24 protein-coding genes and 1 tRNA gene are annotated in these 25,704 nt (G+C 54.7%); 19 read left to right on the top strand and 6 right to left on the bottom strand.

From position 1 onward, the window contains the following. Positions 1 to 37 precede the first annotated feature (37 nt). From hisD to ACHUEV_RS16915, 4 genes are all read right to left on the bottom strand, one after another. On the bottom strand, positions 38 to 1,336 hold the full coding sequence (gene hisD / locus ACHUEV_RS16930; RefSeq protein WP_394181974.1) for a histidinol dehydrogenase: 1,299 nt from the start codon (positions 1,334 to 1,336) through the stop codon (positions 38 to 40). Between the two features lie 115 nt (positions 1,337 to 1,451). Next, positions 1,452 to 2,786, bottom strand: coding sequence for an ABC transporter permease (locus ACHUEV_RS16925; RefSeq protein WP_394181972.1), 1,335 nt, complete (start codon positions 2,784 to 2,786; stop codon positions 1,452 to 1,454). After that, the gene (locus tag ACHUEV_RS16920; protein ID WP_106745102.1) at positions 2,786 to 3,589 is read right to left on the bottom strand and encodes a taurine ABC transporter ATP-binding protein; all 804 of its coding nucleotides are present in this window, start codon (positions 3,587 to 3,589) and stop codon (positions 2,786 to 2,788) included. Before ACHUEV_RS16920 ends, ACHUEV_RS16925 begins: the two co-directional genes overlap by 1 nt. Before the next feature lie 114 nt (positions 3,590 to 3,703). Beyond that, positions 3,704 to 4,711, bottom strand: a complete 1,008-nt coding sequence (locus ACHUEV_RS16915; protein WP_394181970.1) for a taurine ABC transporter substrate-binding protein — start codon at positions 4,709 to 4,711, stop codon at positions 3,704 to 3,706. A 483-nt stretch (positions 4,712 to 5,194) separates the two neighbouring features. Between ACHUEV_RS16915 and ACHUEV_RS16910 the strand changes: the two genes are divergently transcribed. The 15 genes from ACHUEV_RS16910 to ACHUEV_RS16840 all read left to right on the top strand — a co-directional run bounded on the left by ACHUEV_RS16910 (position 5,195) and on the right by ACHUEV_RS16840 (position 20,593). Continuing rightward, entirely contained in the window at positions 5,195 to 6,577 is a 1,383-nt protein-coding gene (locus tag ACHUEV_RS16910; RefSeq protein WP_394181968.1) for an aminotransferase family protein, read from the top strand. A gap of 85 nt (positions 6,578 to 6,662) precedes the next feature. After that, positions 6,663 to 8,123: a MocR-like pyridoxine biosynthesis transcription factor PdxR gene (gene pdxR / locus ACHUEV_RS16905; protein WP_394181966.1), complete on the top strand. Its 1,461-nt coding sequence runs from the start codon at positions 6,663 to 6,665 to the stop codon at positions 8,121 to 8,123. Positions 8,124 to 8,257: 134 nt separating this feature from the next. Further along, positions 8,258 to 10,030 (top strand): sulfoacetaldehyde acetyltransferase, encoded by a 1,773-nt coding sequence (gene xsc, locus ACHUEV_RS16900; RefSeq protein ID WP_394181964.1) that lies wholly within the window; start codon positions 8,258 to 8,260, stop codon positions 10,028 to 10,030. Positions 10,031 to 10,033: 3 nt separating this feature from the next. Then, positions 10,034 to 10,777: a sulfite exporter TauE/SafE family protein gene (locus tag ACHUEV_RS16895; protein WP_394181962.1), complete on the top strand. Its 744-nt coding sequence runs from the start codon at positions 10,034 to 10,036 to the stop codon at positions 10,775 to 10,777. A gap of 13 nt (positions 10,778 to 10,790) precedes the next feature. Beyond that, positions 10,791 to 11,726 carry a phosphate acyltransferase gene (locus tag ACHUEV_RS16890; protein WP_394181960.1) on the top strand — a complete coding sequence of 312 codons (936 nt, stop codon included), beginning with the start codon at positions 10,791 to 10,793 and terminating at the stop codon, positions 11,724 to 11,726. After that, positions 11,723 to 12,784, top strand: coding sequence for an acetate/propionate family kinase (locus ACHUEV_RS16885; protein WP_394181958.1), 1,062 nt, complete (start codon positions 11,723 to 11,725; stop codon positions 12,782 to 12,784). Before ACHUEV_RS16890 ends, ACHUEV_RS16885 begins: the two co-directional genes overlap by 4 nt. After that, the gene (locus ACHUEV_RS16880) at positions 12,785 to 13,045 is read left to right on the top strand and encodes a hypothetical protein (RefSeq protein WP_394181956.1); all 261 of its coding nucleotides are present in this window, start codon (positions 12,785 to 12,787) and stop codon (positions 13,043 to 13,045) included. A gap of 11 nt (positions 13,046 to 13,056) precedes the next feature. Next, positions 13,057 to 15,873 (top strand): molybdopterin oxidoreductase family protein, encoded by a 2,817-nt coding sequence (locus ACHUEV_RS16875; RefSeq protein WP_394181954.1) that lies wholly within the window; start codon positions 13,057 to 13,059, stop codon positions 15,871 to 15,873. Beyond that, positions 15,870 to 16,235, top strand: coding sequence for a hypothetical protein (locus ACHUEV_RS16870; RefSeq protein ID WP_394181952.1), 366 nt, complete (start codon positions 15,870 to 15,872; stop codon positions 16,233 to 16,235). The genes ACHUEV_RS16875 and ACHUEV_RS16870 overlap by 4 nt, the downstream gene beginning before the upstream one ends. Before the next feature lie 4 nt (positions 16,236 to 16,239). Further along, entirely contained in the window at positions 16,240 to 16,389 is a 150-nt protein-coding gene (locus ACHUEV_RS16865) for a hypothetical protein (RefSeq protein WP_394181950.1), read from the top strand. Further along, positions 16,386 to 17,135, top strand: coding sequence for a 4Fe-4S dicluster domain-containing protein (locus ACHUEV_RS16860; RefSeq protein WP_394181948.1), 750 nt, complete (start codon positions 16,386 to 16,388; stop codon positions 17,133 to 17,135). Before ACHUEV_RS16865 ends, ACHUEV_RS16860 begins: the two co-directional genes overlap by 4 nt. Then, a complete protein-coding gene (locus ACHUEV_RS16855) occupies positions 17,135 to 18,007 on the top strand; it encodes a dimethyl sulfoxide reductase anchor subunit family protein (RefSeq protein WP_394181946.1) in 873 nt (290 codons plus the stop codon). Before ACHUEV_RS16860 ends, ACHUEV_RS16855 begins: the two co-directional genes overlap by 1 nt. A 130-nt stretch (positions 18,008 to 18,137) precedes the next feature. Continuing rightward, the gene (locus ACHUEV_RS16850; protein WP_394181944.1) at positions 18,138 to 18,743 is read left to right on the top strand and encodes a 2-dehydro-3-deoxy-6-phosphogalactonate aldolase; all 606 of its coding nucleotides are present in this window, start codon (positions 18,138 to 18,140) and stop codon (positions 18,741 to 18,743) included. Continuing rightward, positions 18,740 to 19,564: an SMP-30/gluconolactonase/LRE family protein gene (locus ACHUEV_RS16845; protein ID WP_394181942.1), complete on the top strand. Its 825-nt coding sequence runs from the start codon at positions 18,740 to 18,742 to the stop codon at positions 19,562 to 19,564. The genes ACHUEV_RS16850 and ACHUEV_RS16845 overlap by 4 nt, the downstream gene beginning before the upstream one ends. A gap of 63 nt (positions 19,565 to 19,627) precedes the next feature. Beyond that, positions 19,628 to 20,593: an aldose epimerase family protein gene (locus tag ACHUEV_RS16840; RefSeq protein ID WP_394181940.1), complete on the top strand. Its 966-nt coding sequence runs from the start codon at positions 19,628 to 19,630 to the stop codon at positions 20,591 to 20,593. Here ACHUEV_RS16840 and uraH read toward each other — a convergent pair. Further along, complete coding sequence (uraH, locus tag ACHUEV_RS16835) at positions 20,590 to 20,934, bottom strand: hydroxyisourate hydrolase (protein ID WP_394181938.1); 345 nt, start codon at positions 20,932 to 20,934, stop codon at positions 20,590 to 20,592. The two genes, ACHUEV_RS16840 and uraH, sit on opposite strands and share 4 nt — an antisense overlap. A 157-nt stretch (positions 20,935 to 21,091) precedes the next feature. On the opposite strand from uraH, the gene ACHUEV_RS16830 reads away from it, so the two are divergent. From ACHUEV_RS16830 to ACHUEV_RS16815, 4 genes are all read left to right on the top strand, one after another. Next, positions 21,092 to 21,168: transfer RNA gene (locus tag ACHUEV_RS16830), tRNA-Met, on the top strand. A 502-nt stretch (positions 21,169 to 21,670) separates the two neighbouring features. Then, positions 21,671 to 22,030, top strand: coding sequence for a hypothetical protein (locus tag ACHUEV_RS16825; protein WP_394181936.1), 360 nt, complete (start codon positions 21,671 to 21,673; stop codon positions 22,028 to 22,030). Between the two features lie 96 nt (positions 22,031 to 22,126). Beyond that, a complete protein-coding gene (locus ACHUEV_RS16820) occupies positions 22,127 to 23,539 on the top strand; it encodes an FAD-binding oxidoreductase (protein WP_394181934.1) in 1,413 nt (470 codons plus the stop codon). Further along, on the top strand, positions 23,536 to 24,723 hold the full coding sequence (locus ACHUEV_RS16815; protein WP_394181932.1) for an MFS transporter: 1,188 nt from the start codon (positions 23,536 to 23,538) through the stop codon (positions 24,721 to 24,723). Before ACHUEV_RS16820 ends, ACHUEV_RS16815 begins: the two co-directional genes overlap by 4 nt. Here the strand turns inward: ACHUEV_RS16815 and hemC are convergent. Further along, positions 24,720 to 25,661: a hydroxymethylbilane synthase gene (gene hemC, locus ACHUEV_RS16810; protein ID WP_394181930.1), complete on the bottom strand. Its 942-nt coding sequence runs from the start codon at positions 25,659 to 25,661 to the stop codon at positions 24,720 to 24,722. The two genes, ACHUEV_RS16815 and hemC, sit on opposite strands and share 4 nt — an antisense overlap. Positions 25,662 to 25,704 lie beyond the last annotated feature (43 nt).

Genomic DNA, 25,704 nt, shown 5'->3' with positions numbered 1-25,704 from the left:
TCAGACCCCTTACATAGGGGTTCCAGTCACGGGAAGGTCAAGAACCTAGATTGAAAACTTCGTCAGGAAAATACTTTGCTAGCCGAATGTCGGCAGTGCGGGCATGTCCTTCCATGCCTTCGATACGCGAAATGCGGGCGGTTGCTTCGGCGACTGATCTTGTCGCGTCACGCGTTGCGCGCTGCCAAGTCACTGTTTTCATGAATTTACCGACAGATAGGCCACCCGTATAGCGCGCCGCGCCTGATGTTGGCAGAACATGATTCGGTCCTGCCGCTTTGTCCCCGAAGGCGACCGTCGTTTCTTCGCCTAAAAACAGCGATCCATAGGTCGTGAGCCGATCAAGCCACCAGTCAAGATCATCGCATTGCACAGTCAGATGCTCAGGCGCGATAGTATCAGACGTATGCGCCATCTCTTCACGGTCAGTACAAAGGATCACCTCTGCATAATCGGTCCATGCGGCGGCGGCATTGGCTGCGTTCATATCAGGCAAGGTCGCGATCAGGGCCGGAACACGTGCTATCACGTCGTCGGCCAGCGCCCGGTCATCAGTTACCAGCCAAACGGGCGAATTCGGTCCATGCTCTGCCTGTCCAACAAGATCAGCGGCAACAATGGCCGGGTCAGCACCAGCATCAGCGAGCACGAGTGAATCAGTTGGCCCCGCGACCATATCAATGCCGACTTCGCCGAACAAAATACGTTTTGCCTCGGCCACATATTGATTGCCCGGACCAACAAGAATATCGACGCGCGGCAATCCAAACAGCCCCTTGGCCATAGCAGCAACGGCCTGCACGCCGCCCATGTTCAAGATGGTATCAGCCCCACACAAATCCATCGCATACAGGATCGCCGGCGGAATACCGTCAGGGCCGGACGGCGGAGAGCACGCCGTAATATGCTTCACCCCCGCAGCCTTCGCCGTGGTTATTGTCATCATGGCGCTGGCGATATGCGCGTAGCGACCTCCGGGTACGTAACATCCGGCGGCACCGACAGGGATTTGACGTTGGCCTGCTAACAAACCCGGTAGAATTTCGACCTCGGTATCCACGATCGTGTCGCGCTGCGCCTGTGCAAATCGCAGAATATTGGCGTGGGCAAATTGAATATCCGCCTTCGTTTGCTCTGAAACCTGGTCTATCGCGTAATCAAGCGCGGTTCGCGAGACGATTGTCTCGCCCTTCCAATGATCAAACCGCTGCGCCATGGCGATTGCGGCAGCTTCACCGCTCTGCGCGATTTCAGCAAGCAATGCCTGTACGGCAGGTGCCACATCATTTTGATCCGTCTGGGCGGTACGGACCGCGCGTTTAAGGTATTCAACCATTTCAAAACCTATTGTGGCACAGGTTTGATTTGGCGCTAAAAATTTTAAAAGGCAAAGGGTTAGCGACCCTTTGCCTTTCTTGTTTTACTTCATCAAAAGCATTCTTCGGAAAGGCTTAACCTTTGCCCTTCCATGGTACCAAGACGCGCTCGATCCAGCGCATCAGCATGTCGATGCTAAAGCCAATTATCCCGATCAAGATGATACCCATTAGAACAATGTCCGTGCTTTGAAATTTAGACGCGACCATGATCATCATGCCTGCGCCCTTTTCGGCGGCGACCAGTTCGGCGGCAACAACAGTCCCCCAACATACGCCCATCGCGACACGCGCACCTGTAAAGATTTCAGGCAATGAATTCGGGATGATAACATAGCGCATGATCTGCCATTTCGAAGCGCCCAGTGAATAGGCCGCATGCACCTTGGATATCCGAACCCCCGACACCCCTGAACGGGCAGCAATTGCCATGATCCACAGTGCAGCTAGGAACAGCAGGATAATTTTTCCGACCTCGCCAATGCCCGCCCATATGATCACGAGCGGGATCAACGCAAGCGGCGGCACTGGGCGCATGAATTCGACAATTGGATCAAACCAACCACGGAACCAGTTCGACAATCCCATCGCATAGCCCAAGGGAATCCCGACAATCGCACCAAGTAGGAAACCAACGACGACACGAAACAAAGAATACCCCAAGTGTTCCATCAACGTTGAGTTTCGGAAGCCATCAGTCGCGATTTCTGTCATGCGCTTCCAGACAGCTTCTGGCGCGGGCAACCATATAGGTTCCATTTGTATACCTGTCGCGGGGATAATGTTCAGCGTCCCCTTCGCAGACATCGCGACTGTGCCGAAATCGACCTTAACCGACCCTTCCGGGGTAATTGGCTGGCCGTTGACCGCCGTAATAAAGGTATCTTCGTCGCGCCCCATTTCATCATTGCGATCAACCCGCAGCAGCGCGCTGCGATAGCTAGCGATTGCAATGGAGTCGTCTTTGGCGATACCGGCGCCTGGGCTAACCTCTGGCGCTTCGGTTTCAACCGTTGAAGGGTGCACGATGACAGAAACTGTCGCGTCATCAGTCTGCCCATCAGGCGTTGTGATGGTATAGGTAAACGAACCATTCCCGGTAAATGCACCGGGCGCATGCATGAACCCCGGCAATAACTTTGACCCAGTAAACGCGCCCCACAGCACAAAGATCAGCACCACTGACACAACAGAAGCGACTGTGTTTGATGTCACTGCGCTTTCGTCACCAAAGGTCACTGTTTTGAGCGAGCTATAGTCATGTTTCGGCGTCAAAAGCCGTTTGATACCACTCCAGATTGCCATCATCACCAAGATCAGAACGACATAGCCGATAATGTATGGTGCCGCCTTAAATAGCGTCGTTAGAACGGCCCAGAGCTCTGCGCCAAGATTTGAAAGCAGCTCCATTACGCGTTCTCCGTCCGGCCCATGATTTCTTCTTCCATGTCCCAAATCATTGCCAGAATTTCTTCGCGGGTTTCATTGAATCGTGGGTCTTTTTTGACCTGTCTTAGGTCTTGGTTCACGCCCATTTCCGCAAATGGCAGGTTGTATTCACGGTGGATACGACCCGGACGCGGGGCCATCACTATCAGTCGCTCGCCCAGCAACAACGCTTCTTCGACGGAATGGGTGATCAAGATGATCGTCTTGCCGGTCTCTTTCCACAGTTTCAGAACAAGGCCCTGCATCTTTTCGCGGGTCAAGGCATCAAGCGCACCGAGCGGTTCATCCATCAGGATGACGTCCGGCTCATTAGCCAGACAACGGGCGAGTGCAACGCGCTGCTGCATCCCGCCAGACAATTCATAGACAGCCTTTTCTTTGAAATCCTGTAGCCCGACCACATCCAACAGATGATCAACGATCTGGGCCTTTTCGGCTTTTGCCATGCCCTTCATCGACGGGCCAAAGCCAACGTTTTCGCGCACGCTCATCCATTCAAACAGCGCGCCTTGTTGAAAGACCATGCCTCGCTCTGCGCCCGGCCCGGTGACTGTCTTGCCGTTTAAGACGATCTTCCCTTCAGTCGGTGCAAGAAACCCCGCGACAATGTTCAACAGGGTCGTCTTTCCGCAGCCCGATGGGCCAAGCACAGACAATAATTCGCCGGCTTTTAGATCAATCGAGACATCCTTTAACGCCTGCACTGATGACCCATTCGGCAGATCAAACCGCATTGAGAGTTTGTCTATCTGAAGTCCTGACATATCCCACTCCAATAATTTTCTAGAAAATTATTTGCACGTCACAGCATGCATAAGAATTTTCTAGAAAATTCTTGCCCCGGCGCGGGTAAACTGACCGCGCCGGGAACAAAGGATTTACATGTCGTTCAGTGTCGCCAGTGGCCCAGTGTTCACATTGCCAGCATAGCTATCTAGCGCGCTGTCAATTGATCCTGATTCAACGAACACATCGGCGACGCCCTTCATGAACGCTGGTGCGGCGGCACCTAGCCAAGCGTCAGATAATTGTTCGTCGACCGATGGAAACACAAATGTTGCCATCGTTTCAGCCGTCGCGTCTTCGTCCATACCTGCGTCGTTGGCGATCACGGGCAGCATTGCCTCGACACCAGAACCGTCGTTCCATGCAGCGTTTGCCTCGGCAGTGACGGCAAGGAACTTAGCAACCAGTTCTGGGTTCTCAGCAACAAAACTTGCGGGCGCAGAAGTCACGTCAAACACAAGAATGCCAAGCTCTTCTTTCTCCGCCCCGGTCAACAGGACGTTCCCATATTCCTTCATGCGGCGCAGCGAACCGCCCCAGCCACAAGCCATATCAACTGAACCCTGTGCGATTGCAGCGGCACCATCCGGCGGCGCCATATCGACGATATCAAGCGAGGCAAGATCGACGCCGAAGTGTTCCATCTGACGCAGGAAACCATAGTGCGCAGCCGTACCCAGCGGCACAGCTACTTTCTTGCCTGCCAGTTCGTCAGCGCTGTCTTTGTCGATTTCAAGCCCGGACGCAACGACGCAGTTGTCGTTCTCGGCATAGGACACAGCCACGTCCAGAATTTGCAGGTCTTGCCCGGCGGATGCGGCAACCACGAATGGTGGCACGCCTTGGCTGACTGAAATCTGGACGTCGCCAGATGCCATCGCTGCCGACATCGCGGTACCCGCGTCAAAGCTGACCCAATTCACCTTCATACCCAGCGCTTCGTCATAGGTGCCATTCACCTTAGCGAATTGAAACGGCATCGGCCATTCGAGGAAGTAGCCAACGGTAATTTCGCCGTGGGCTTCCGCAGTTGCGGTGGTCGCGCCCGTCATCATCGCGACGCCAGCAGCGGCACCCATTAATACTGTCTTGAGTTTCATTTTCGTCTCCCGTGTTGGGCCCCAGCAAATGAGACCGTGTGTTGGGCAAGGTTTACCCTGCCTCGACAATTTTAGCTGACCACGTTTCACGTCCAGTTCATAGTCCCCAGCACGATCAGCAACAGCGATAGCCGGTACATAGGCTATCATTCACCAGCCAAACCGCGTGAACCACGGCATGTGGCAGGCTATCCAAAGCCAAAGAAATTCGATCCCCTACGTCAATCATAACAAATCCTCCGTATTTTAAGGGACTTACTGCTCCCATTCGGACGCCCGTGAAATTTTCTTTAATTTATTCAATGGCCTATTGGGCAATAAATTGTTGGCGTTCGCAGCATCCCTACCGAATTTGGATATATGCATATGCAAAAACTGGCCCTATTGAGATTGCTTGCGCTATAGGCAAACTGCTCTTGATAGAGGCAGTCACGAATTAGATTCGCGCTGTCCACTTCTCGTTACATAGATGGAGCCTCCTGCATGGACACCAGCAATTTTTCTAATGATCCCGGCCATGTGATCGAGGCAGACCGCGCCCACATCTGGCATCACTTAAGCCAGCACAAAGCGTATGAGACCACCGATCCACGCATTATCGTCGAAGGCAAAGGCCTGCGCGTTTGGGATATTACCGGTAAAGAACATATTGATGCTGTCTCGGGCGGCGTTTGGACCGTCAATGTTGGCTATGGCCGGGAACGCATCGGCAAGGCCATTGCCGACGCTGTGACAAAGATGTGCTTCTTTGGCGGAACGGCGGGTACGATCCCCGGCGCTCAATATGCTGAAATGCTGATTGATAAGATGCCCGGTTTGGACCGCGTCTATTATGCCAACTCTGGGTCCGAAGCGAACGAGAAAGCGTTCAAAATGGTCCGTCAGATCAGCCATAAGCATCACGGCGGAAAGAAATACAAAATCCTTTACCGTGATCGTGATTATCACGGCACCACGCTCGGCGCGTTATCTGCGGGCGGGCAAGATGAACGCAACGCACAATATGGCCCCTTCGCACCGGGGTTTGTTCGTGTGCCGCATTGCCTTGAATATCGCGCCGAAAACGGCCTAACTGGCGAAGCCTATGGTCACGCTGCCGCCCAAGCGATTGAGGATGTCATCCTACGCGAAGGCCCCGACACCGTAGGCGCACTATGCCTTGAACCGATCACCGCAGGTGGCGGCATCATTGTCCCACCCAAAGGCTATTGGGAACGCGTTCAAGAGATCTGCAAAAAATACGACATCCTGCTTCACATTGATGAGGTCGTCTGTGGTATGGGCCGCACCGGTACTTGGTTTGGCTATCAGCAGTTCGGCATCCAGCCTGACATTGTGACGATGGCCAAGGGGGTTGCCTCTGGCTATGCCGCGATTTCGTGCTGCGTTACCACCAATGCGGTGTTTGAGCAGTTCAAAGACGATACGGACAAGATGAGTTATTTCCGTGATATCTCGACCTTTGGCGGTTGTACTGGTGGCCCAGCCGCGGCCATCGAAAACATGAAAATCATCGAAGAAGAAGACTTGCTCGCCAATTCAACTGCGATGGGTGAGCACCTTCAAGGAAATCTGTCCGCGCTCATGGAAGAGCATAAATGGATTGGCGACGTTCGCGGCATGGGCCTATTCGCAGGGATCGAACTGGTCACAGACCGTGAAGCCAAAGAACCCATTGATGAAAGAAACACAGCGGCAATCGTGGCAGACTGTATGGCCCAAGGTGTCATTGTTGGCGGCACAAACCGATCCGTACCAGGCTTTAACAACACAGTTCTGTTTGCCCCGTCACTGATTGCGACCAAAGACGACATGAACCAAGTCACAGAGGCTGTCGGCAAGGCGATCAAACGCGTACTGGGCTAATTTCCAAACAAACTGGCAAGCACCCCATTGGTGCTTGCCCCGGCCCTAAGTTAAGTCCAGAATTGGCACAACTTAGGGCCAATACATGTCAATTTCCGTCGAAACCTTTTTCCTTGATCCATCCGCGGTCGGCACCTTGCAGGCCCGTGTGCAGCAGATGGTTGCACAGGGGATATTGGCAGGACGGTTTCGTCCGGGTGAACGGCTTCCGTCATCGCGCAAAATGGCTGCCCATTTGGGCGTTAGCCGCATTACCGTCACCCTGGCCTATACCGAGTTGGTTGCTGATGATTACCTAACATCACGCGGCAGGTCGGGTTATTTCGTGTCCGAGAACGCGCCCGAACCGCCAGCTTTTCCGGCCAAACGCGCCCAAACAGGAACGGTCGATTGGAACCGCGCCATTGGCCAGCGGTTCACGCCGGGTCTAAACATGGATAAGCCGACCGACTGGGCCAGCTACAAATATCCGTTTATCTATGGCCAAGCCGATAAGACGCTGTTCGATGCCGCTAATTGGCGGCTATGCGCCTTGAGGGCACTTGGAATGCGGGACTTTAGCGCGCTGACGTCCGATTATTATGACCACGACGACCCGCAGCTTGTTGAATTCATCGCGCGGCAAACGCTGCCTAGGCGCGGCATTCTAGCGAATGACGACGAGATACTTGTTACCATGGGCGCGCAAAACGCGCTTTGGCTTGCCGCACAGGTATTGCTAAACAGCCGTAGAATGGCAGCAATCGAAGACCCCTGCTATCCAGCGCTTCGCAACATTTTAGACCAGTCACGATGTCAGTACACACCTGTGCCAGTCGATGCTGATGGACTGCCACCTGATGCGCTGCCTGACGAGACGGATGTAGTGTTTGTAACGCCTAGCCACCAATGCCCCACCACGTCAACGATGTCAGTTGATCGCCGCAAGGCTCTTTTGCGTAAAGCCGAAGAGGATGATTTTATCATTGTCGAAGACGACTATGAATTTGAGATGTCTTTTCTCAAGGCACCATCGCCGTCACTAAAGTCGCTCGATCAAAACGGGCGGGTCGTTTATGTTGGTTCGTTTTCAAAGTCATTGTTTCCGGGCCTGCGGCTTGGGTATTTGGTTGGCCCTGCTGCGTTCATCCGCGAAGCCCGCGCATTACGTGCGACAATCCTGCGCCATCCACCCGGGCATATCCAGCGGACGGTCAGCTATTACCTATCGCTGGGCCACTATGATGCACTGATCCGCCGGATGAGCAAAGCCTACCATGAACGCCGCCAAGTTATGGACGCCGCGCTTGAAGAATATGGGCTGACGATTGCCGGGCATGGAACCTACGGTGGGTCAGCGGTGTGGCTGCGTGCGCCCACTGGAACCGACACCGCCCGGCTCTCACAACGGCTACGTGAAGACCGCGTATTGATGGAACCGGGTGCCCCATTCTTTGCATCTGATACACCGCCAACTGAGTTCTTTCGCCTTGCCTATTCGTCGATCCCGTCATCCAAAATAGCGCCCGGCGTGCGGCTAATCGCGCGGGCGCTGGCCGAAGGTTAAGCAAGCGCGCACTTTTGGCCTTAAGACCCCACAACAACTGGCCCTATCGAAAGGCCGACCCAGTTTCTAATGTGACAACAACATATCAGACATGCCGCTTTGCGCGTCCGATCAAACCCAAAGGACCTTTCCTCATGAAAATGACCACCGAAGAAGCATTCGTCAAAACCCTGCAAATGCACGGGATTAAGCATGCTTTCGGGATCATCGGATCCGCGATGATGCCGATCTCGGATATCTTCCCGAAGGCAGGAATCAGTTTCTGGGACTGTGCGCACGAAGGGTCCGCAGGCATGATGGCAGACGGTTACACCCGTGCCACCGGTGAAATGTCGATGATGATCGCGCAAAACGGGCCGGGGATCACAAACTTTGTGACCGCCGTGAAGACAGCCTATTGGAACCACACGCCACTGTTGTTGGTCACGCCACAAGCTGCGAACAAGACAATCGGTCAGGGTGGTTTCCAAGAGGTCGAGCAGATGAAACTGTTCGACGATATGGTCGCCTATCAAGAAGAGGTGCGCGACCCTACTCGCATCGCCGAAGTACTGAACCGCGTTATCATGAAAGCCAAACGTGCCAGCGCGCCCGCGCAAATCAACGTGCCGCGCGATTTCTGGACACAAGTCATCGACATCGAACTACCGATGACCGTTGATTTCGAACGGCCCGCAGGCGGCGAGACCGCGATTACCAAGGCTGCCGAGTTGCTATCAAACGCTAAGTTCCCGGTGATCCTAAACGGCGCTGGTGTGGTTTTGGCAGAAGGCGGCATCGCAGCATCGAAAGCATTGGCCGAACGCCTAGATGCCCCTGTTTGTGTGGGCTACCAACATAACGATGCGTTCCCCGGCACCCATCCGCTGTTCGCAGGCCCATTAGGATATAACGGTTCAAAGGCCGGGATGGAGCTGATCAGCAAAGCCGACGTCGTATTGGCGCTGGGCACCCGTTTAAACCCGTTTTCTACCCTGCCGGGCTATGGCATCGCCTACTGGCCAGAAAACGCCAAAGTTATTCAGGTGGATATTAATCCCGATCGGATTGGCCTGACCAAAAAGGTTAGCGTTGGTATCGTTGCAGATGCTGCAAAGGCCGCGAAAGGTATCTTGGAACAGCTTTCAGATGACGCAGGCGATGCAGGCCGCGATGACCGCAAAGCGCTGATCGGGAACCTGAAATCTGCTTGGGCACAAGAACTGACCAGCCTTGACCACGAAGAAGACGATCCGGGCACCACTTGGAACGAACGCGCCCGTGCAGCCCGCCCCGATTGGATGAGCCCGCGCATGGCGTGGCGCGCGATCCAATCCGCGATGCCTGAAAACGCGATCATCAGCTCTGACATCGGCAACAACTGTGCCATCGGCAACGCCTATCCATCCTTCCCAACAGGTCGCAAATATCTGGCCCCCGGACTGTTCGGCCCGTGTGGCTACGGGCTGCCATCCATTGTTGGCGCAAAGATTGGCCAGCCGGATGTTCCAGTGATTGGGTTCGCCGGTGACGGTGCGTTTGGTATTTCGGTGAATGAACTGACCGCGATTGGCCGTGACGAATGGCCCGCCATCACGCAAATTGTTTTCCGCAACTACCAGTGGGGCGCTGAAAAGCGGAATTCGACCCTTTGGTTTGACGATAATTTTGTCGGCACCGAACTGGACATGAAGGTCAGCTATGCTGGCATCGCGCAGGCCTGCGGGTTGAAGGGCGTGCAAGCGAAAACAATGGACGAACTGACCGCTGTTCTAAACCAAGCGATCAAGGATCAGATGGAAAACAACGAAACCACCCTGATCGAGGTCATCCTGAACCAAGAACTGGGTGAACCATTCCGTCGTGACGCGATGAAGAAACCTGTGCGCGTCGCGGGCGTATCTTCTGATGACATGGCTGCCGAGTAAGCTTTGCCATTTGACTTAAGCCTTGGCACATCCGCGGCCCTTGCAATTGCATTGCTTGGGGCAGCGTTTGTGCGAGGCTATTCTGGGTTTGGGTTTTCGGCAATTTTCATCGCTTTTGCGGCACTGCTGACCAACCCGCTGCCGTTGATCCCCGTCGTCTTTGCTTGCGAAATGATGATGACCGGGTTCCAAGCGCGTGGCATTCGTGGCCAGATCGACTGGCGCCGGGTCATACCTCTGCTTGTTGGGGCGGCTGTTGCGCTTCCCTTTGCGGTTAGCATCGTTCTTTCGGTCGGGGACGAAACGGTGCGGATGGTGATCTCGGCGATTATCCTTACGCTATCGCTGGTTTTGCTTTCTGGATGGACGCTTCAACGCATCATCGGCCCCATTGGGCATGCTGGCGTTGGCGTAATCTCTGGCGTTTGCAATAGCGCGGGTGTTGGCGGACTACCTGTCGCGGCATTCCTATCGGCGCAGCCCATGCAAGCCCCGCAGTTTCGAGCGACGATGATCGTGTTCCTGACGGGGCTCGATATGATGACACTACCGCTGATGTGGCATGGTGGCCTTGTCAGTGGGGATACTGTGCGGGCTGCGGCTTTGGCCTTTCCTATTCTGGGATTAGGCGTCTGGTTGGGCGGTCGCCAGTTTTTGGCCGCTTCCCCGCTTACCTTTCGTCGGTTTGCCGTTTTTCTCTTGCTGATCTTGTCAGCGCTTGGCCTACTTAGGCCGATGATGACATGAAAGGCATAGCCGAATGACCCTCCCCTTCCCGTTTCTTGCCACCGAAACAGCGCCCTGCCCAGCAGGGCTGCTCGCCAAAGCACAAAGCCTTCCAGCGCCAAAAGTTGCCTTGGTCAACGCGGGTTCAGTGAACCCACTGCAAGGTATCCGCGAAGCCGCTGATCTGGGCCTTGCCGACCCTGTACTGATTGGGGACGCTGACAAGATCAACGATACGGCGAAACAAATCGGTTGGGATATCAGCCCCTACCGGATTGAGCACGCACCCCATGCCGCAGCTGCCTCGCGAGCGGCAGAGCTTGCCCGCGCTGGCGAGGTCGATAGCATCATGAAGGGCCAAATTCATACGTCTACGTTTCTGAAAGGGTTGCTGCCTTCGGCGGCTGGCCTGCGTGAAAAAGGGACGCGTTGCGGTCATATTTTTCACATCACGCGCCCCGGATCGGAACGGCCGCTGTTCTTGACTGATGCTGCGCTAAACGTGAATCCAAGCGTCGATACGCGCAAAGCCTGCCTTAGCCACGCAGTAAGGTTGGCCGAAATACTAGGCGATACACAGGTCAAAGCGGGCATTCTTGCCCCGACCGAGGATCCAATTCCGTCGATCCCAAACACGATGGAAGCCGCAGAAATCGCAGAATGGGCCAAAGATGCATTGCCGAACGCAACGGTCCAAGGGCCGATGGCGCTCGACCTGATATTCAGCGCGGCCGCAGCAAAGGCAAAGAACTATGCCTCTGACGTGGCGGGCGACGCTGACATTATGCTGACGCCAAATATCACGTCCGGGAACGCGCTGTTCAAACTTATGGTGCTTGGCATGGGGTGCTGCGCTGGCGGGCTGGTTATGGGGCTAAAGGTTCCTGTCCTTCTTACCTCGCGCAGTCAACAGGCACCCGCACGTATCTGTTCAGCCGCCTTAGGTGCAATCGTGGCGGCGGCATCATGATCCTAGTCGTCAACGCCGGATCTTCATCGTTAAAGGTCAGCCTGTTTCAGGCCGACCTTACGCAAATCGCCGATGGAATCGTGAGCGAGATTGGCGCGAATAGCACATTGAAGCTGGGCGATAGCAAATCCAACGTCGACGCCCCGGATCACGCCAGCGCACTTGCGCAAATGATGACGGCGCTTGACGACGCGGGTCATAAAACAGCAGATATTACCGCCGTGGGGCACCGTGTTGTACACGGTGGCACATATTTTACAGAACCCGCACACGTGACACCGCAGGTCATCGACGCGATCCGTGCCTGCATTCCGCTCGCCCCACTGCACAACCCGGCGAACCTGCTCGGGATCGAGGCTTTGGCCAAGACCCACCCAGACCTGCCGCAGTTTGTGAGCTTTGATACCGCGTTTCACGCAACCAACCCTGATGTTGCCACGCGCTATGCCATTCCTGATGCGCAATACGCCGCTGGCATTCAACGCTATGGATTTCACGGATCGTCCTATGCCAACATGGTTTCAGAGTTTGGGGCTGAACTGCCGCCCCGTCTATTGGCGCTGCATCTTGGCAATGGGGCCAGCCTTTGCGCGATCAAAGATGGGAAATCCGTCGCAAGCTCGATGGGGTATTCGCCCATGTCAGGGCTGGTGATGGGCACCCGCTGCGGTGAAATCGACGGGGCCGCCGTTTTGCGGATCGCGGATGAACTGGGGCTCGCAGGCGCAGATACGCTGTTGAACAAACAAAGTGGGCTGAAAGGTCTGGCTGGCGACAACAATATGAAAAACCTACTGGAACGCGACGATGATGACGCGCGCTTTGCGGTTGAACACTTTTGCTATTGGGCCGCACGGCAAGCCGGGTCAGCGATTGTCGCGATGGGCGGTGTCGACGCCGTAGCCTTCACGGGTGGTATAGGTGAAAACGCGGCCCCCATTCGTGATAAAATCATGGCGCATCTCACATGCTTTGGCGCGCCACCTATCCATGTGATCGCCGCAGACGAGGAAAAACAGATCGCTCGTGATGCGCTTGCCCTAATGAATAGGCCCTGAATGATTGATACCCTGCTCAGCGTAACGAACCTTACCGGCCAAGAGTTCATAATCCTTGTGGTTATCGTTCTAATGGCCGGGGTCGTACGCGGGTTTTCGGGGTTTGCATGTGGCCTATTATTTGCGGTCCCAACGACCATGGGTGTCTTGATTGGACAGCGATTATTCACTGAAACGCTTGCTCCTTACTATCGACCATTCTGCCTTATCCTCTTGATCAGCCTTGCCCTGGTCGGCTTAGTCCGCACCCAAATCGCGTGAAAGGAAGACACATGTCACTAGACCAGCCCAGCGTCGACACGTCCCCCTTTGTATCAGACGAGGTGCGCAAAACGACCTGCTATATGTGTGCCTGCCGCTGCGGGATCAACGTGCATATGAAAGATGGGAAGGTCGCCTATATCGAAGGCAACAAAGACCACCCCGTGAACAAAGGCGTCCTATGCGCCAAGGGCAGCGCGGGCATCATGCAACACAACGCGCCATCGCGGCTGCGGGCGCCTTTGAAACGTGTCGGCCCACGTGGGTCGGGTGAATTCGAAGAAATCAGCTGGGAAGAAGCGTTAGAAACCGCCGTTGCTTGGCTCAAACCGATCCGTGAACAGGCCCCTGAAAAGCTGGCGTTCTTCACAGGGCGCGATCAATCGCAAAGCTTTACCAGCTTTTGGGCACAGGGTTTTGGCACACCGAACTATGCCGCCCACGGGGGCTTTTGTTCGGTCAACATGGCGGCCGCTGGCATCTACACCATGGGTGGCGCGTTTTGGGAATTTGGCCAACCTGACTGGGATCATACCAAGCTGTTCATGCTGTTTGGTGTCGCCGAAGATCACGACAGCAACCCGATCAAAATGGGCATCGGCAAGATCAAAGCCCGTGGAGCCCGTATCATTGGTGTGAATCCGATCCGGACTGGTTACAATGCCGTCGCTGACGACTGGGTCGGTATTACGCCCGGCACCGATGGGTTGTTCATTCTTGCTTTGGTTCACTGCCTGATGAAGGCGGGCAAGGTGGATCTGGATTATCTGGCACGTTTCACCAATGCGTCCGTTTTGGTAAATCAGGACCCCAAATCCGATCAATACGGTCTGTTCTTGCAAGACAAATCAGGACAGCCCCAAGTCATCGACAGACGCACTGGCAAGTTGGCACCATGGAATGGCAAAGGGGTAGAGCCTGACTTGGCCGCCACCCATCGTGCGCGCGGCGTGACCCATCGCCCGGTGTTTCACCTGATGGCGGATCGGTATCTGTCTGATGAATACGCCCCCGAAGCCGTCGCAGACCGCTGTGGTATCTCTGCCGCACGCATCCACCAAATCGCCGCTGATCTGGCACGTGTCGCCTTTGACGAGGCCATAGAGCTGGACCGCGAGTGGACAGATTTCCGCGGCGTGACGCACCGCAAAATGATCGGGCGTCCGGTATCATTCCATGCAATGCGCGGGATATCAGCGCATTCAAACGGGTTTCAAACCTGTCGCGCGCTACACATGCTACAGATCATTCTTGGCACGGTGGAAACCCCTGGCGGGATGAGGTTCAAACCGCCCTATCCAAAGCCTGCAACTGCGCACCCTAAACCGCATTGCCGGGTTAGCCCTGGGCAACCGCTTGATGGGCCGCATCTGGGCTATGTCCAAGGCCCAGAGGATCTGTGCCTAAACGATGCAGGCGATCCGGTTCGCATCGACAAAGCCTATTCTTGGGAAAACCCGATGTCTGCCCACGGGCTCATGCATATGGTGATATCGAACGCCCACGCGGGCGATCCATATAAGATCGACACGCTGTTTATGTATATGGCGAATATGTCCTGGAATTCGTCAATGAATGTCGGCGGTGTGCATAACATGCTGACCGATAAGGACGAAAACGGCGATTACGTCATCCCAAGGATCATCTATTCCGATGCCTATTCATCAGAAATGGTCGCCTATGCTGATCTAATCCTTCCCGATACGACCTATCTGGAAAGACACGATTGTATTTCGATCCTTGATCGCCCCATTTGCGAGGCTGATGGGATTGCCGATGCTATCAGATGGCCCGTGGTCGAACCGGATCGCGATGTGCGGGGCTTTCAGTCTGTGCTGTGTGATTTGGGTGCGCGGTTGGGACTGCCCGGTTTTGTGAACGAAGACGGCAGCGCGAAATACAAAGACTATGCTGACTATATCACCAACCATATCCGCCGCCCCGGCATTGGACCACTGGCGGGGTTCCGCGAAGGCGGCGACGGTCGCGGTGAAGCCAATCCAGAGCAGCTAAAAAACTACATCGACAACGGCGGCTTTTGGGTTTCACATGTCCCCCAAGAGGCCGCTTATTACAAACCGATCAACATGGCCTATCAAGAATGGGCGGTGAAAATGGGCTGCTATGATGTGGTCCAGCCCTATATCTTTCAGCTTTATGTCGAACCGATGCGCAAATTCCAAGCCGCCGCTGAGGGCAACGGATTACGCCAACCCCCAGACCACCTGCGCGAACAAATCCAACGGACGATGGACCCGCTGCCTATCTGGTATGCTCCGATTGAGGATGGTCATATCGATCAAAACGAATACCCCATCCACGCACTAACCCAACGCCCGATGGCGATGTATCATTCATGGGGTTCGCAGAATGCGTGGCTAAGGCAAATCCATGGGATGAACCCGCTGTACGTGCCGACCAAAATTTGGAACGAAAACAACTTTCAAGATGGCGACTGGGCAAAGGTGACGTCTGCACACGGCACAATCACCGTACCCGTTGCCCATCAGGCAAGCCTGAACGAGAACACGATCTGGACCTGGAACGCCATCGGCAAACGCAAGGGCACCTGGGGCTTAGGCAAAGACGCGCCAGAAGCAACCAAAGGGTTCCTGCTTAATCACCTGATCCACGAACTATTGCCGCCCAAAGGCGACGGGTTGCGCTGGGCGAACTCTGACCCGATCACCGGCCAAGCCGCGTGGTTTGATCTGCGCGTAAAAATTGCCAGAACCACCCCTCCAACAGAAGTGCAACCAGAACTGCCCGAGATCAAATCGCCCGTAGGCAAAGGGCCAACTTCGTTAGAATGGAAGGTCGGAGAATGATTGCGAACGTGGTGCCAACTTACGCAGAATGTGCAGCGAGCTATGTCATTTTCGCCAATGATAATGGCCAAACTTCCTATGTCATCCTTTCGCGTTCCGACGGGGCTGACGCGCAAGACCATGCGCTGGGGCTGAAGGGACGGTACATCAAAGTGAATGAGCAGCCCAATGGAGGTCACGATTGCCTCATGTCTGCCAGTCTTTCCCAAAAGGACGCCACATTAGCCGTGGCCGATATCGTCGGCACCGACGAACAAAACCGATTACGGATCGATATTCAGCCGCAAATATCAGGGCGAGCAGTGACTCTGGACGGCTTACGACAAATTTGCCGCGCCGCAGACGCACCTTTTAAGGGATGAAGCTATGAACAAGACAAAAACACTTCTCCTTATCGCTGCATTCGTGACGCTCACACTCGGTAGTTTTAGCTGGTTCATCGTGACATGGGATCCAGCCAAAGAACAACCGATTGGCCAGCTTACGCCAGCACTAATCGAAAGGGCCATCGCATGACCCAACTTCCTCCGCCCTCCGCCAAAAAGCTCGGGTTGGTCATTGATCTGGATACCTGTGTGGGCTGCCATGCATGCGTAATTTCATGCAAAGGGTGGAACACCGAGAACTATGGCGTCCCCCTATCCGACCAAGACCCCTATGGCGCAGAACCATCCGGAACATTCCTCAACCGGGTACATTCTTATGAAGTCCAACCCGACGCTGGCCCAGCGCAACTGGTCCACTTTCCCAAATCCTGTTTACACTGCGAGGATGCACCCTGCGTGACCGTTTGCCCAACAGGTGCCAGCTATAAACGTGTCGAAGACGGGATCGTCTTAGTAAACGAACAGGACTGTATCGGTTGTGGGCTTTGCGCTTGGGCCTGCCCCTATGGCGCGCGTGAATTGGACGCGGACGCGGGCGTGATTAAGAAATGCACCCTTTGCGTTGATCGTATCTACAACGAAAACCTACCCGAAGAAGACCGCCAGCCTGCTTGCGTGCGTACCTGCCCATCAGGCGCGCGCCATTTTGGTGACTTGGCAGATGAAACAAGCGAGGTTTCGCAATTGGTCGCCGAACGCGGCGGGTTTGATTTGATGCCGGAATTAGGCACCAAGCCGGTCAACAAATACCTACCACCACGGCCCAAAGACGTGGCCGTGCCTGCCCAGCATCTGCAACCGGTCGCGCGCAACGGCAAAGGTTTTGTCGCGTGGCTTGACCGGACCCTGTCTGCCCTGCCGGGGAGAACCAATTAATGCACCCAGCGCCATCGGTTATCATTTTCACCACGTTTTCGGGTCTCGGCTTTGGGCTGCTTTTTTGGCTCGGCATCGGGGCAATCGTACCAACGGGACTATCGGCATTCATCTGGTTCACAATCGCTTATGTTTGCGCGGTCGGTGGGTTGCTTGCATCGACCTTTCACCTTGGTCGCCCTGAACGCGCCATCAAGGCATTCAGCCAATGGAGAACAAGCTGGCTAAGCCGCGAAGGCATCGCCGCCGTCCTCGCCTTGGTGATCATGGCGATCTACGGTGCAGGTTTGGTATTTACGGGAACTCGCGTCGCGTTTCTCGGGTGGCTTGGCGCGTTCGGCGCAATCGCCACCGTGTTAACAACCTCTATGATCTACACGCAGCTCAAAACAGTACCTCGGTGGCACCATTGGACCACGCCTATCCTATTCTTGGCGTTATCAATCAGTGGCGGCGCATTGCTGGCCGGTCAGGTGACAATAGCAATCGTATTACTGACTTTGACTGGAGCGCTTCAGACCTACGCTTGGATGACCGGCAGTCAGCGGTTCACCAATTCAGGCAGCGATATACAAACGGCCACGGGGCTTGGTCACATCGGCAGGGTCCGCGCTTTTGAGCCACCACATACTGGCGGTAACTACCTCATGCGTGAATTCATCTATGTCGTGGGGCGCAAGCACGTAACGCGCCTGCAGGTCATCGCGGGGGTATTGGGTTTCATCGCCCCGATCATTCTGCTCGTCCTACCGTTTAACCACATCTTTGCGGCGCTTGCTGTGCTTTGCCATATTGCCGGGGTCCTTTGCCTACGATGGCTGTTCTTTGCACAGGCAGAGCACGTTGTCGGGCTATATTACGGCAAACGTTGAATTACGCGACAAGTCACGCTTTAACTTTAGGGCACGGTATTCTACCAAACCCCTGCCCGATAAAACCTCGGCGTGGATGACGCCGAAGGGTCACCGCGCCACGCCTATCTGTCATACTTAAGGATATTCCATGCAACGTCCCATCATCGCCATTTTGCGCGGCATATCACCTAATGAGGCAGCACCTGCGGCGGCCGCGCTTATCGACGCAGGGATCACCCAGATCGAAGTCCCGCTCAACTCTCCTGATCCGTTCGATAGTATTAGGGCAATGGCAGAGGCCAACGGCGATACGGCACTGATCGGTGCTGGTACCGTTCTATCCCCCGACGATGTTGGTCGTGTCGCCCAAGCAGGCGGTAAACTCATCGTTTCGCCAAACTGCGACCAGCGCGTCATATTCGCCAGCAAAACAGCAGGCATGCAAAGCTGGCCGGGCGTCATGACACCAACCGAATGCTTCACAGCACTCAAAGCAGGCGCAGATGGGCTAAAGATATTCCCGGCAAACCTGATCGGTCCGGACGGGATCAGGGCATTCCGCGCTGTCCTTCCGCAAGGTACGCTCCTCTACGCTGTTGGCGGCGCTGGCCCTAAGAATTTCAAACAATGGCTGAACGCCAGCGCCGACGGGTTCGGCATTGGCTCTGCACTTTATAAACCCGGCATGTCGATTGCGGATATTAGTGCCCGAGCCATCGACATTGTCGCCGCATTTGACGAGGCATCATCATGATTTTCGACGAGACCAAATGCCAGCTTGGCGAAGGCCCACTTTGGCACCCAACACGCAATCAGCTTTTCTGGTTCGACATCCTTGGGCACCGGCTCCACACGAAAGGGAAGCATTGGCAGTTCGACACCTACGTCAGTGCGGCGGGTTGGGTAGACGACGACACGCTGATCGTTGCCTCTGCCAAGGCGCTGCATCGCTTTGACATCACGACCGGAGAGCACAGCGAAATCTGCGGGCTTGAGGCAGGCAACAGTATCACACGTTCCAACGATGGCCGCGCCGACCCGCAGGGTGGGTTCTGGATCGGTACCATGGGCATCAACGCCGAAAAAGACGCTGGCGCAATCTACCGCTACTACAAAGGTGAACTCCGCCAGCTATTTGCGCCAATCACGATCTCAAACGCCATCTGCTTTGCGCCTGATGGCAAAACGGCTTACTTCACCGACACGCCAACTCAGAAAATAATGCGTGTCAGCCTAGATGCTGACGGATGGCCGAACGCAGAGCCTGAACTACACCTCGACCTGTGCGGGACGGATGATCGCCCTGACGGGGCAGTCATCGACCAAGACGGCAACATGTGGAACGCACAGTGGGGTCGCGGTCGTGTCGCCGGTTACAAACCAGACGGCACATTCATCAAAGCCTTTGAATTCCCGGCCCCGCAAACCACCTGCCCATCTTTTGGCGGGAAAGACCTAACAACGCTTTTCTGTACATCAGCGGCAACAGGCCTGCCGGAAAATGACACGAATGGCAAAACCTTCCAAACCGAGACAGACATCAAGGGCCAAGCTGAGCATCAGGTTATTCTCTAGGCCGCATCATCTTGCCCAAAATACTCAAAACTCCGCGTAAGCGGATCGAAACAGGATTGTTCCATGACAGCCTTTGGCACGACGAAAAACGGCGACGCGGTCGAAAAAATCACGCTTAGCGCAGGTGACCTAAGCGTGAGTATCCTGACGCTTGGCGCAATCGTACAAGATGTCCGGGTGGCTGGCGTGCCTCATTCATTAACGCTCGGCTCTGACAATTTGGCCGATTACGAAAACGGAATGGGATATCACGGCGCCTTGGTTGGCCCTATCGCCAACCGGATCAGCAACGCGCGCGTCCGGCTTGAAGGCATGATGTATGAACTCGAGCGGAACGAAAACGGAAACTGCCACCTTCATTCAGGTAGCGACGGAACACATGCGCAAATTTGGCAAATTGCGTATCAAAGCCAAAGCAGTGTCACGCTGACACTTGATTTGCCCGATGGCGTTAATGGTCTGCCCGGTCGCCGTAAAGTCACCGCCACATTCACTGTGACCGCGCCGGCCAGCCTCACGCTTGAGGTCACGGGGACGACGGATACCAAAACAGTGATGAACTTTGCCAACCACAGTTATTGGAACATGGATGGGTCCGATACATGGGACGGGCACAGTTTGCGGATCGCGGCTGACAGCTACCTGCCTGTTAATGACATGACCGCGCCGACCGGTGACCAGCTAGAAGTGGATGGCACCGATATGGATTTTCGCACAGCCCGCATCTTTGATAGGGGATCCCCTGCCCTAGACCACAATTTCTGTCTTTTCGACAGCCCAACAGCATTGCGTGACGTGCTGACGCTGACCGGTAACAGTGGCGTATCAATGTCCATCGCGACGACAGAACCCGGCATTCAAGTCTATGATGGACGCGGTGCGCAACGTCCGGGCAAAGGAACATACGAGGGATTGGCGATAGAACCGCAGCGCTGGCCCGACGCGCCGAACCACAGCGCGTTTCCGTCAATTGCCGTCACACCCGATGCACCCTATCGCCAAACGACGCGGTGGACGTTCAGCGCCTAACTGCCGCGATAGGTCGAAAAGCTAAATGGCGAAACCAGCAGCGGCACATGATAGTGTGACGCTGGATCGTTTATGCCAAACCGGATCGGGATATCATCAAGAAAGCTGATGTCTTCGGTCCGGGCGAAATATGCGCCAGCCTGAAACACCAATTCATATTTGCCGGTCGTGAATGCATTGGCTGGCAAAATGGGGCTATCGGTCCGACCGTCGTCGTTGGTCACCATCGTAACCAGATGTTCGCGTGCGCCATCATCCAAACAATAAAGGTCAACGGTCATCCCTGCCGCAGGAAGACCGCTAGCAGTATCAAGAACATGTGTGGTGAGGAAACCGGTCATTTTAAGCCCTTTGTAATCTGGCTGGATGTTGCAAAATACCACCGCGCTTGTCACGCGGATTTCATCGCTGCATCTGTCCGCGAAAGAAAACCGACAAAAGCATGAAGAATCGGTTTGACACCCCGCGCCCCATTGCTTAATCGGTCCTTCGTGGTCCGGCGCGGTAGCTCAGTTGGTTAGAGCGAACGACTCATAATCGTTAGGTCGGGAGTTCAAATCTCCCCCACGCCACCACCACAAATCCAAATAATTGAAATTCAAAATTGCGCGTTAATTGCGCTATTTCTTTTTGTATTCGTATTCTCTTTCTATTTACGGCCAAACTATCCGAACGGATAGGGCATCTAATTCCAATGATCTAAAACTGTACTTAAGGGCATATTTTAAATTGGTGAAATTTCAGGCAAATATATCACCATGCGGTTGAACGTGGTGACCCTTAATCACCACAAGGCCATTAAAGAGAGAATCGAATGTTTGATGTAGTACTAGTTGCCCTGTTGAGTGTTGGTTTTGTTGTTGGTTCTCCTGCCTCAAACGTCCGCGGAAAAGCTATCGCACAATGGATGCGCAAGACTGTGCAGCATTGTGCGAGGCTGACCGCATAATTCCGCAAATCCCCGACCTACGCACGCAGCAGCTGCAAGCACGCACAAACACTCCGTTTAGGGTTTATTAACCTGAGAATATCGCCTAAGCTCTCACAGGCTGTTTATTTGGTGTTCTAGGTTCTTACATGAACTATGTTTCGTATATTGCTTGTACTCTCGCAGGGCTGATCCTCTGCGCAATTAGCTTCGTCGGCCTGTACAATATTCCGGCGCAACCAATTGAAACTTTAACCATATTGCTAGAGCCGATGGGATATGGTGCCTATTTCGACAATGGGTACCTCTGGGTTCTCATGCTGCTTGGTGTCTGGTTGCTTTTGTTCTTTTTGGTCCGGGTCGCGTCGGGAATCGCTCTCGGGCTTGTGCTGCTAAAAATCATCGTACTAAACGGCTGGGTCCCAATCGCGATTACAATCGGGATATGCATCTTGTTAACTTTGGTCGTTACAACGGCGCATTTCGGGCCAAGCGCCCCGGACCAATAATCGCCACGACACCAAGCACACCAAGCACACCATCGACCTTTCGCTGCTCTCGTTTTAGCGCTAGCTATTTCACACGAGGACGGGAGGAATATTTCTATGAGCATTTGCGACGATATTGCCGCGATTATTGGCAGCGAGCGAGTTTTGACTGGGGCGGATGCAGCCCCCTATGCGACTGACTGGACCGGCCGATACAAAGGTGAACCACTTGCGGTGCTTCGTCCTGGATCTACCCAAGAAATATCCGAGATTATGAAGCTCGCTTATGCTACGGGAACGCCTGTGGTTCCTGTGTCCGGGCATACGGGGCTGACTGGGGCGACCTTGGCGACTGATGCTCTGGTCTTGTCTGTTGATCGCCTCAACAAAATCGATGACATCGACGTCGCTGGCCGTACCGCGACTGTTGGTGCTGGCGTCATACTATCCAGCTTGCACGACGCGGCTGACGCGCATGACCTTATCTTTCCGCTGACATTTGGTGCACGGGGATCGGCAATGATCGGTGGTGTGCTTTCTACAAACGCTGGTGGATCAAACGTTCTGCGCTATGGCAACACGCGCGATTTGTGTTTGGGGCTAGAAATCGTCATGGCCGACGGTCGCATCATGAATTTGATGAGCGCGCTGCACAAAGATAACTCTGGCCTTAACCTACGCCACCTGATGATCGGGGCCGAAGGGACATTGGGCATCATCACAGCAGCGGTCATGAAGCTAAAGCCAAAGCCCCGCGCCTATGCGACAGCCATGATCGCAGTACCATCACTAGATGACGCCCTGTCATTGCTACACACCATGCAAGATAGCACTGGCGGCGCAGTCGAGGCATTCGAGTATATGCCCCGCAACTATATCGACCGTCACATCGCGATCATGGAAGGAGCAAAGCCCCCATTCGATGACAGCTACGACGTGAATATTCTGATAGAAATTGGTGCAACAGCACAGCGCGACGCCACGCCCGGCCCAGACGGCCAAATACCCGTGGTTGCGAATCTCGAAGAAACGTTAGGCACTATGTTAGAGGATGGTCGCGTACTTGATGCCGTCATCGCCCAAAACGAATCTCAACGGACAGAGATGTGGCGTCGTCGTGAAGAAGCCGGCGAAATCCTTGTTAAGGGTGATCCCTTTGTGAACACTGACATTGCCGTGCCTTTGGACAAGGTCGCGACATTTGAACGCGAAATCACCCCACGCCTAAAGGCAATCGATCCAAACTGTGTCGAGGTCATCGTGTCCCATTTGGGCGATGGCAACATTCACCATACCACATTCGTTAGCCGCAACGACCCTGACGCAATGAAAGCCATGGTCGAAGCCGTCGAAGATGTCGTGCAAGAATTGGGCGGGTCATTCAGTGCAGAACACGGGGTGGGCATTTCCAAGCTCGACACGATGCGCCGTCGCAAAGACCCCGTCGCGCTTGATGCAATGCGCGCGATCAAGGCTGCGTTAGATCCCAAAGGCATCTTGAACCCCGGTAAGGTAATCCCACCGACATGATGCAGCTATGGCATGATCGCACGCTTCGTTTTTTCAGCGCGTGCGCCGTGCTTTTTGGCGTCTTCGTTGCGTCATTCGCACCCTATGTTTCGTTACTAGGGATCACATTTTTTGGCCTTAGCGACCAAATGTTCGCGCTACAGATGACCGCTACCTTGCTGGTTTCGGTAGCAACCTCTGTTGGGGTTGGCATTTTGACGGACCGGCACCCATTACGGCGAGTCTTTGCTCTTATCGCTATGGGCGCAATCTGCTCTGCACTTTTCCTCGTTTGGACATTTGGCAACCTCACAGCATTCTTAATCGCACATGTGCTGATCATGCCGTTGGGTGGGACCATCTTTGGCCAAGTCTTTGCGGTCATGCGCCTATACACGTCGCATCTACCCGCATCGACACGTGATAGCCTGACATCAACGATACGCGCATTATTTGCCGTGCCGTTTATCATCGTCCTCCCCATATGGGGTTGGGCGTTTGATAGTGGCGTTCAACTGACCACACTCTACCCGGTTGTTCTTCTGATTATGCTCGCCATGACCGCGCTGGTTTATTTTGAGTGGCCTGCAGATGCTAACGCCCCATGGACCGAAGAAAAATCCACGCTCAGCTTTACGCAGTCCCTACGCGAGGTTTTGGCGTCCAATATCGTCTGGCGGCTGTTTTGGATGGGCGCGATCCATACAGGTTCAACGCTGATGGGCGTGTTGCTTGCGCTTGTGTTTAGTGAGGCCAGCGGGCGTGGACCGGGTGATGTTGGTTTTTTCTTTGGGACATTTGTCGCACTCGAAGTGGTCGTGATGTTCACGGTGAGCCCGCTGCTTCGTTATATGCGTCGCTTGCATATCATCGCTATGGGCGCAGCTTTCTATGCGGTTTTCCTTGGGCTACTGCCAGTGCTTGCGCCATTCGCGCTGGTATGGGTTTTGATCCTACCAGTCGCGATTGGTGGGGGCCTGCTGTACGGGCTGACCATCACTTACCTTCAGGACCTACTAGGCTCACGCGCGGGCGCTGGTGCATCTCTGGTCGCACTACAGCGGCTTGTCTCTGAAGGACTGGCCGCTGTGATCTTTGCGCTTGGCACGTGGCTCGGCGGTTACCACATCGCCGCGTTTATGGGGGCGTTTGTGATTATCGCAGGCGCGGTTAGCCTTTTGTGGATCGACCGTCAGAACTCTTAGTGCGTAAAGAAATCAGGCCCTGCACGAGACAACAATCGCAGTGCCATCGCGTTCCCCATATCAGGGCCAGTTGCGACATGCCCGGTCGCTTCGTCCGTTAGAACGCGCGATCCATCTTCGCTTAAGATCTCGCCGCGCAGGCGTAGCTGATCACCATCAAGTTCGGCCAATGCCCCAATCGGCGTTTCGCACGATCCATCAAGACGGCCTAAAAACGCCCGCTCTGCCGCGATCCGCTGACCTGTTGACCCATCGTGAATAGCAGCAAGCATCGTCTGCGCACGCGCATCGTCTAGCCGCCGCTCGATCCCAATCGCACCCTGCGCAATTGCGGGCAGCATATCGTCAGGTGAAATTGGTGTGTAAGGCACATCATCCATGCCCAAGCGGCGCAATCCCGCAGTCGCAAGGAACGTTGCATCGGCCACGCCATCTGCCAACTTCTTAAGGCGGGTCTGAACATTGCCACGAAACTCTACCACTTTCAGCTTTGGAAAGCGCGCTGCAAGCTGCGCCCGGCGCCGGGTTGAGGACGTACCAACAACGGCCCCGTCAGGCAGGTCAGACAGGCTTTGGTACTTGAGCGAAACAAACGCATCACGAACATCTTCGCGCGGCAAAAACGTATCCATCACAAGCCCACCCGGCTGTGCGACGGGCATGTCTTTGGTTGAATGCACGGCAATATCGATACCACCATCCAACAATGCTTCTTCGATTTCGCGGGTGAATAGCCCCTTACCGTCGATCTCGCGCAGTGGTTTATCTTGGATTTGGTCACCAGTGACCTTGATCACGCAGATTTCAAAGGCATCCTCGGGCAGATCGAAGGCGGCCATCAGGCGGTCGCGCGTCTCATGCGCTTGCGCCAATGCGAGCGGCGAACCACGGGTTCCGATCTTAAAGGTCTGGGCGGGTGTGGGCATTTCAAATGTCATGGTGGTTTGTTAGCGACCGCGATCTAGCTTGACAATAAGCCAT

It is taken from the genome of Yoonia maritima (assembly GCF_043641945.1).
GTDB lineage: Bacteria > Pseudomonadota > Alphaproteobacteria > Rhodobacterales > Rhodobacteraceae > Yoonia > Yoonia maritima_B.
The sequence above is the reverse complement of the archived record's forward strand: the minus strand, read 5'-3'. Positions and strand labels throughout refer to the sequence as shown.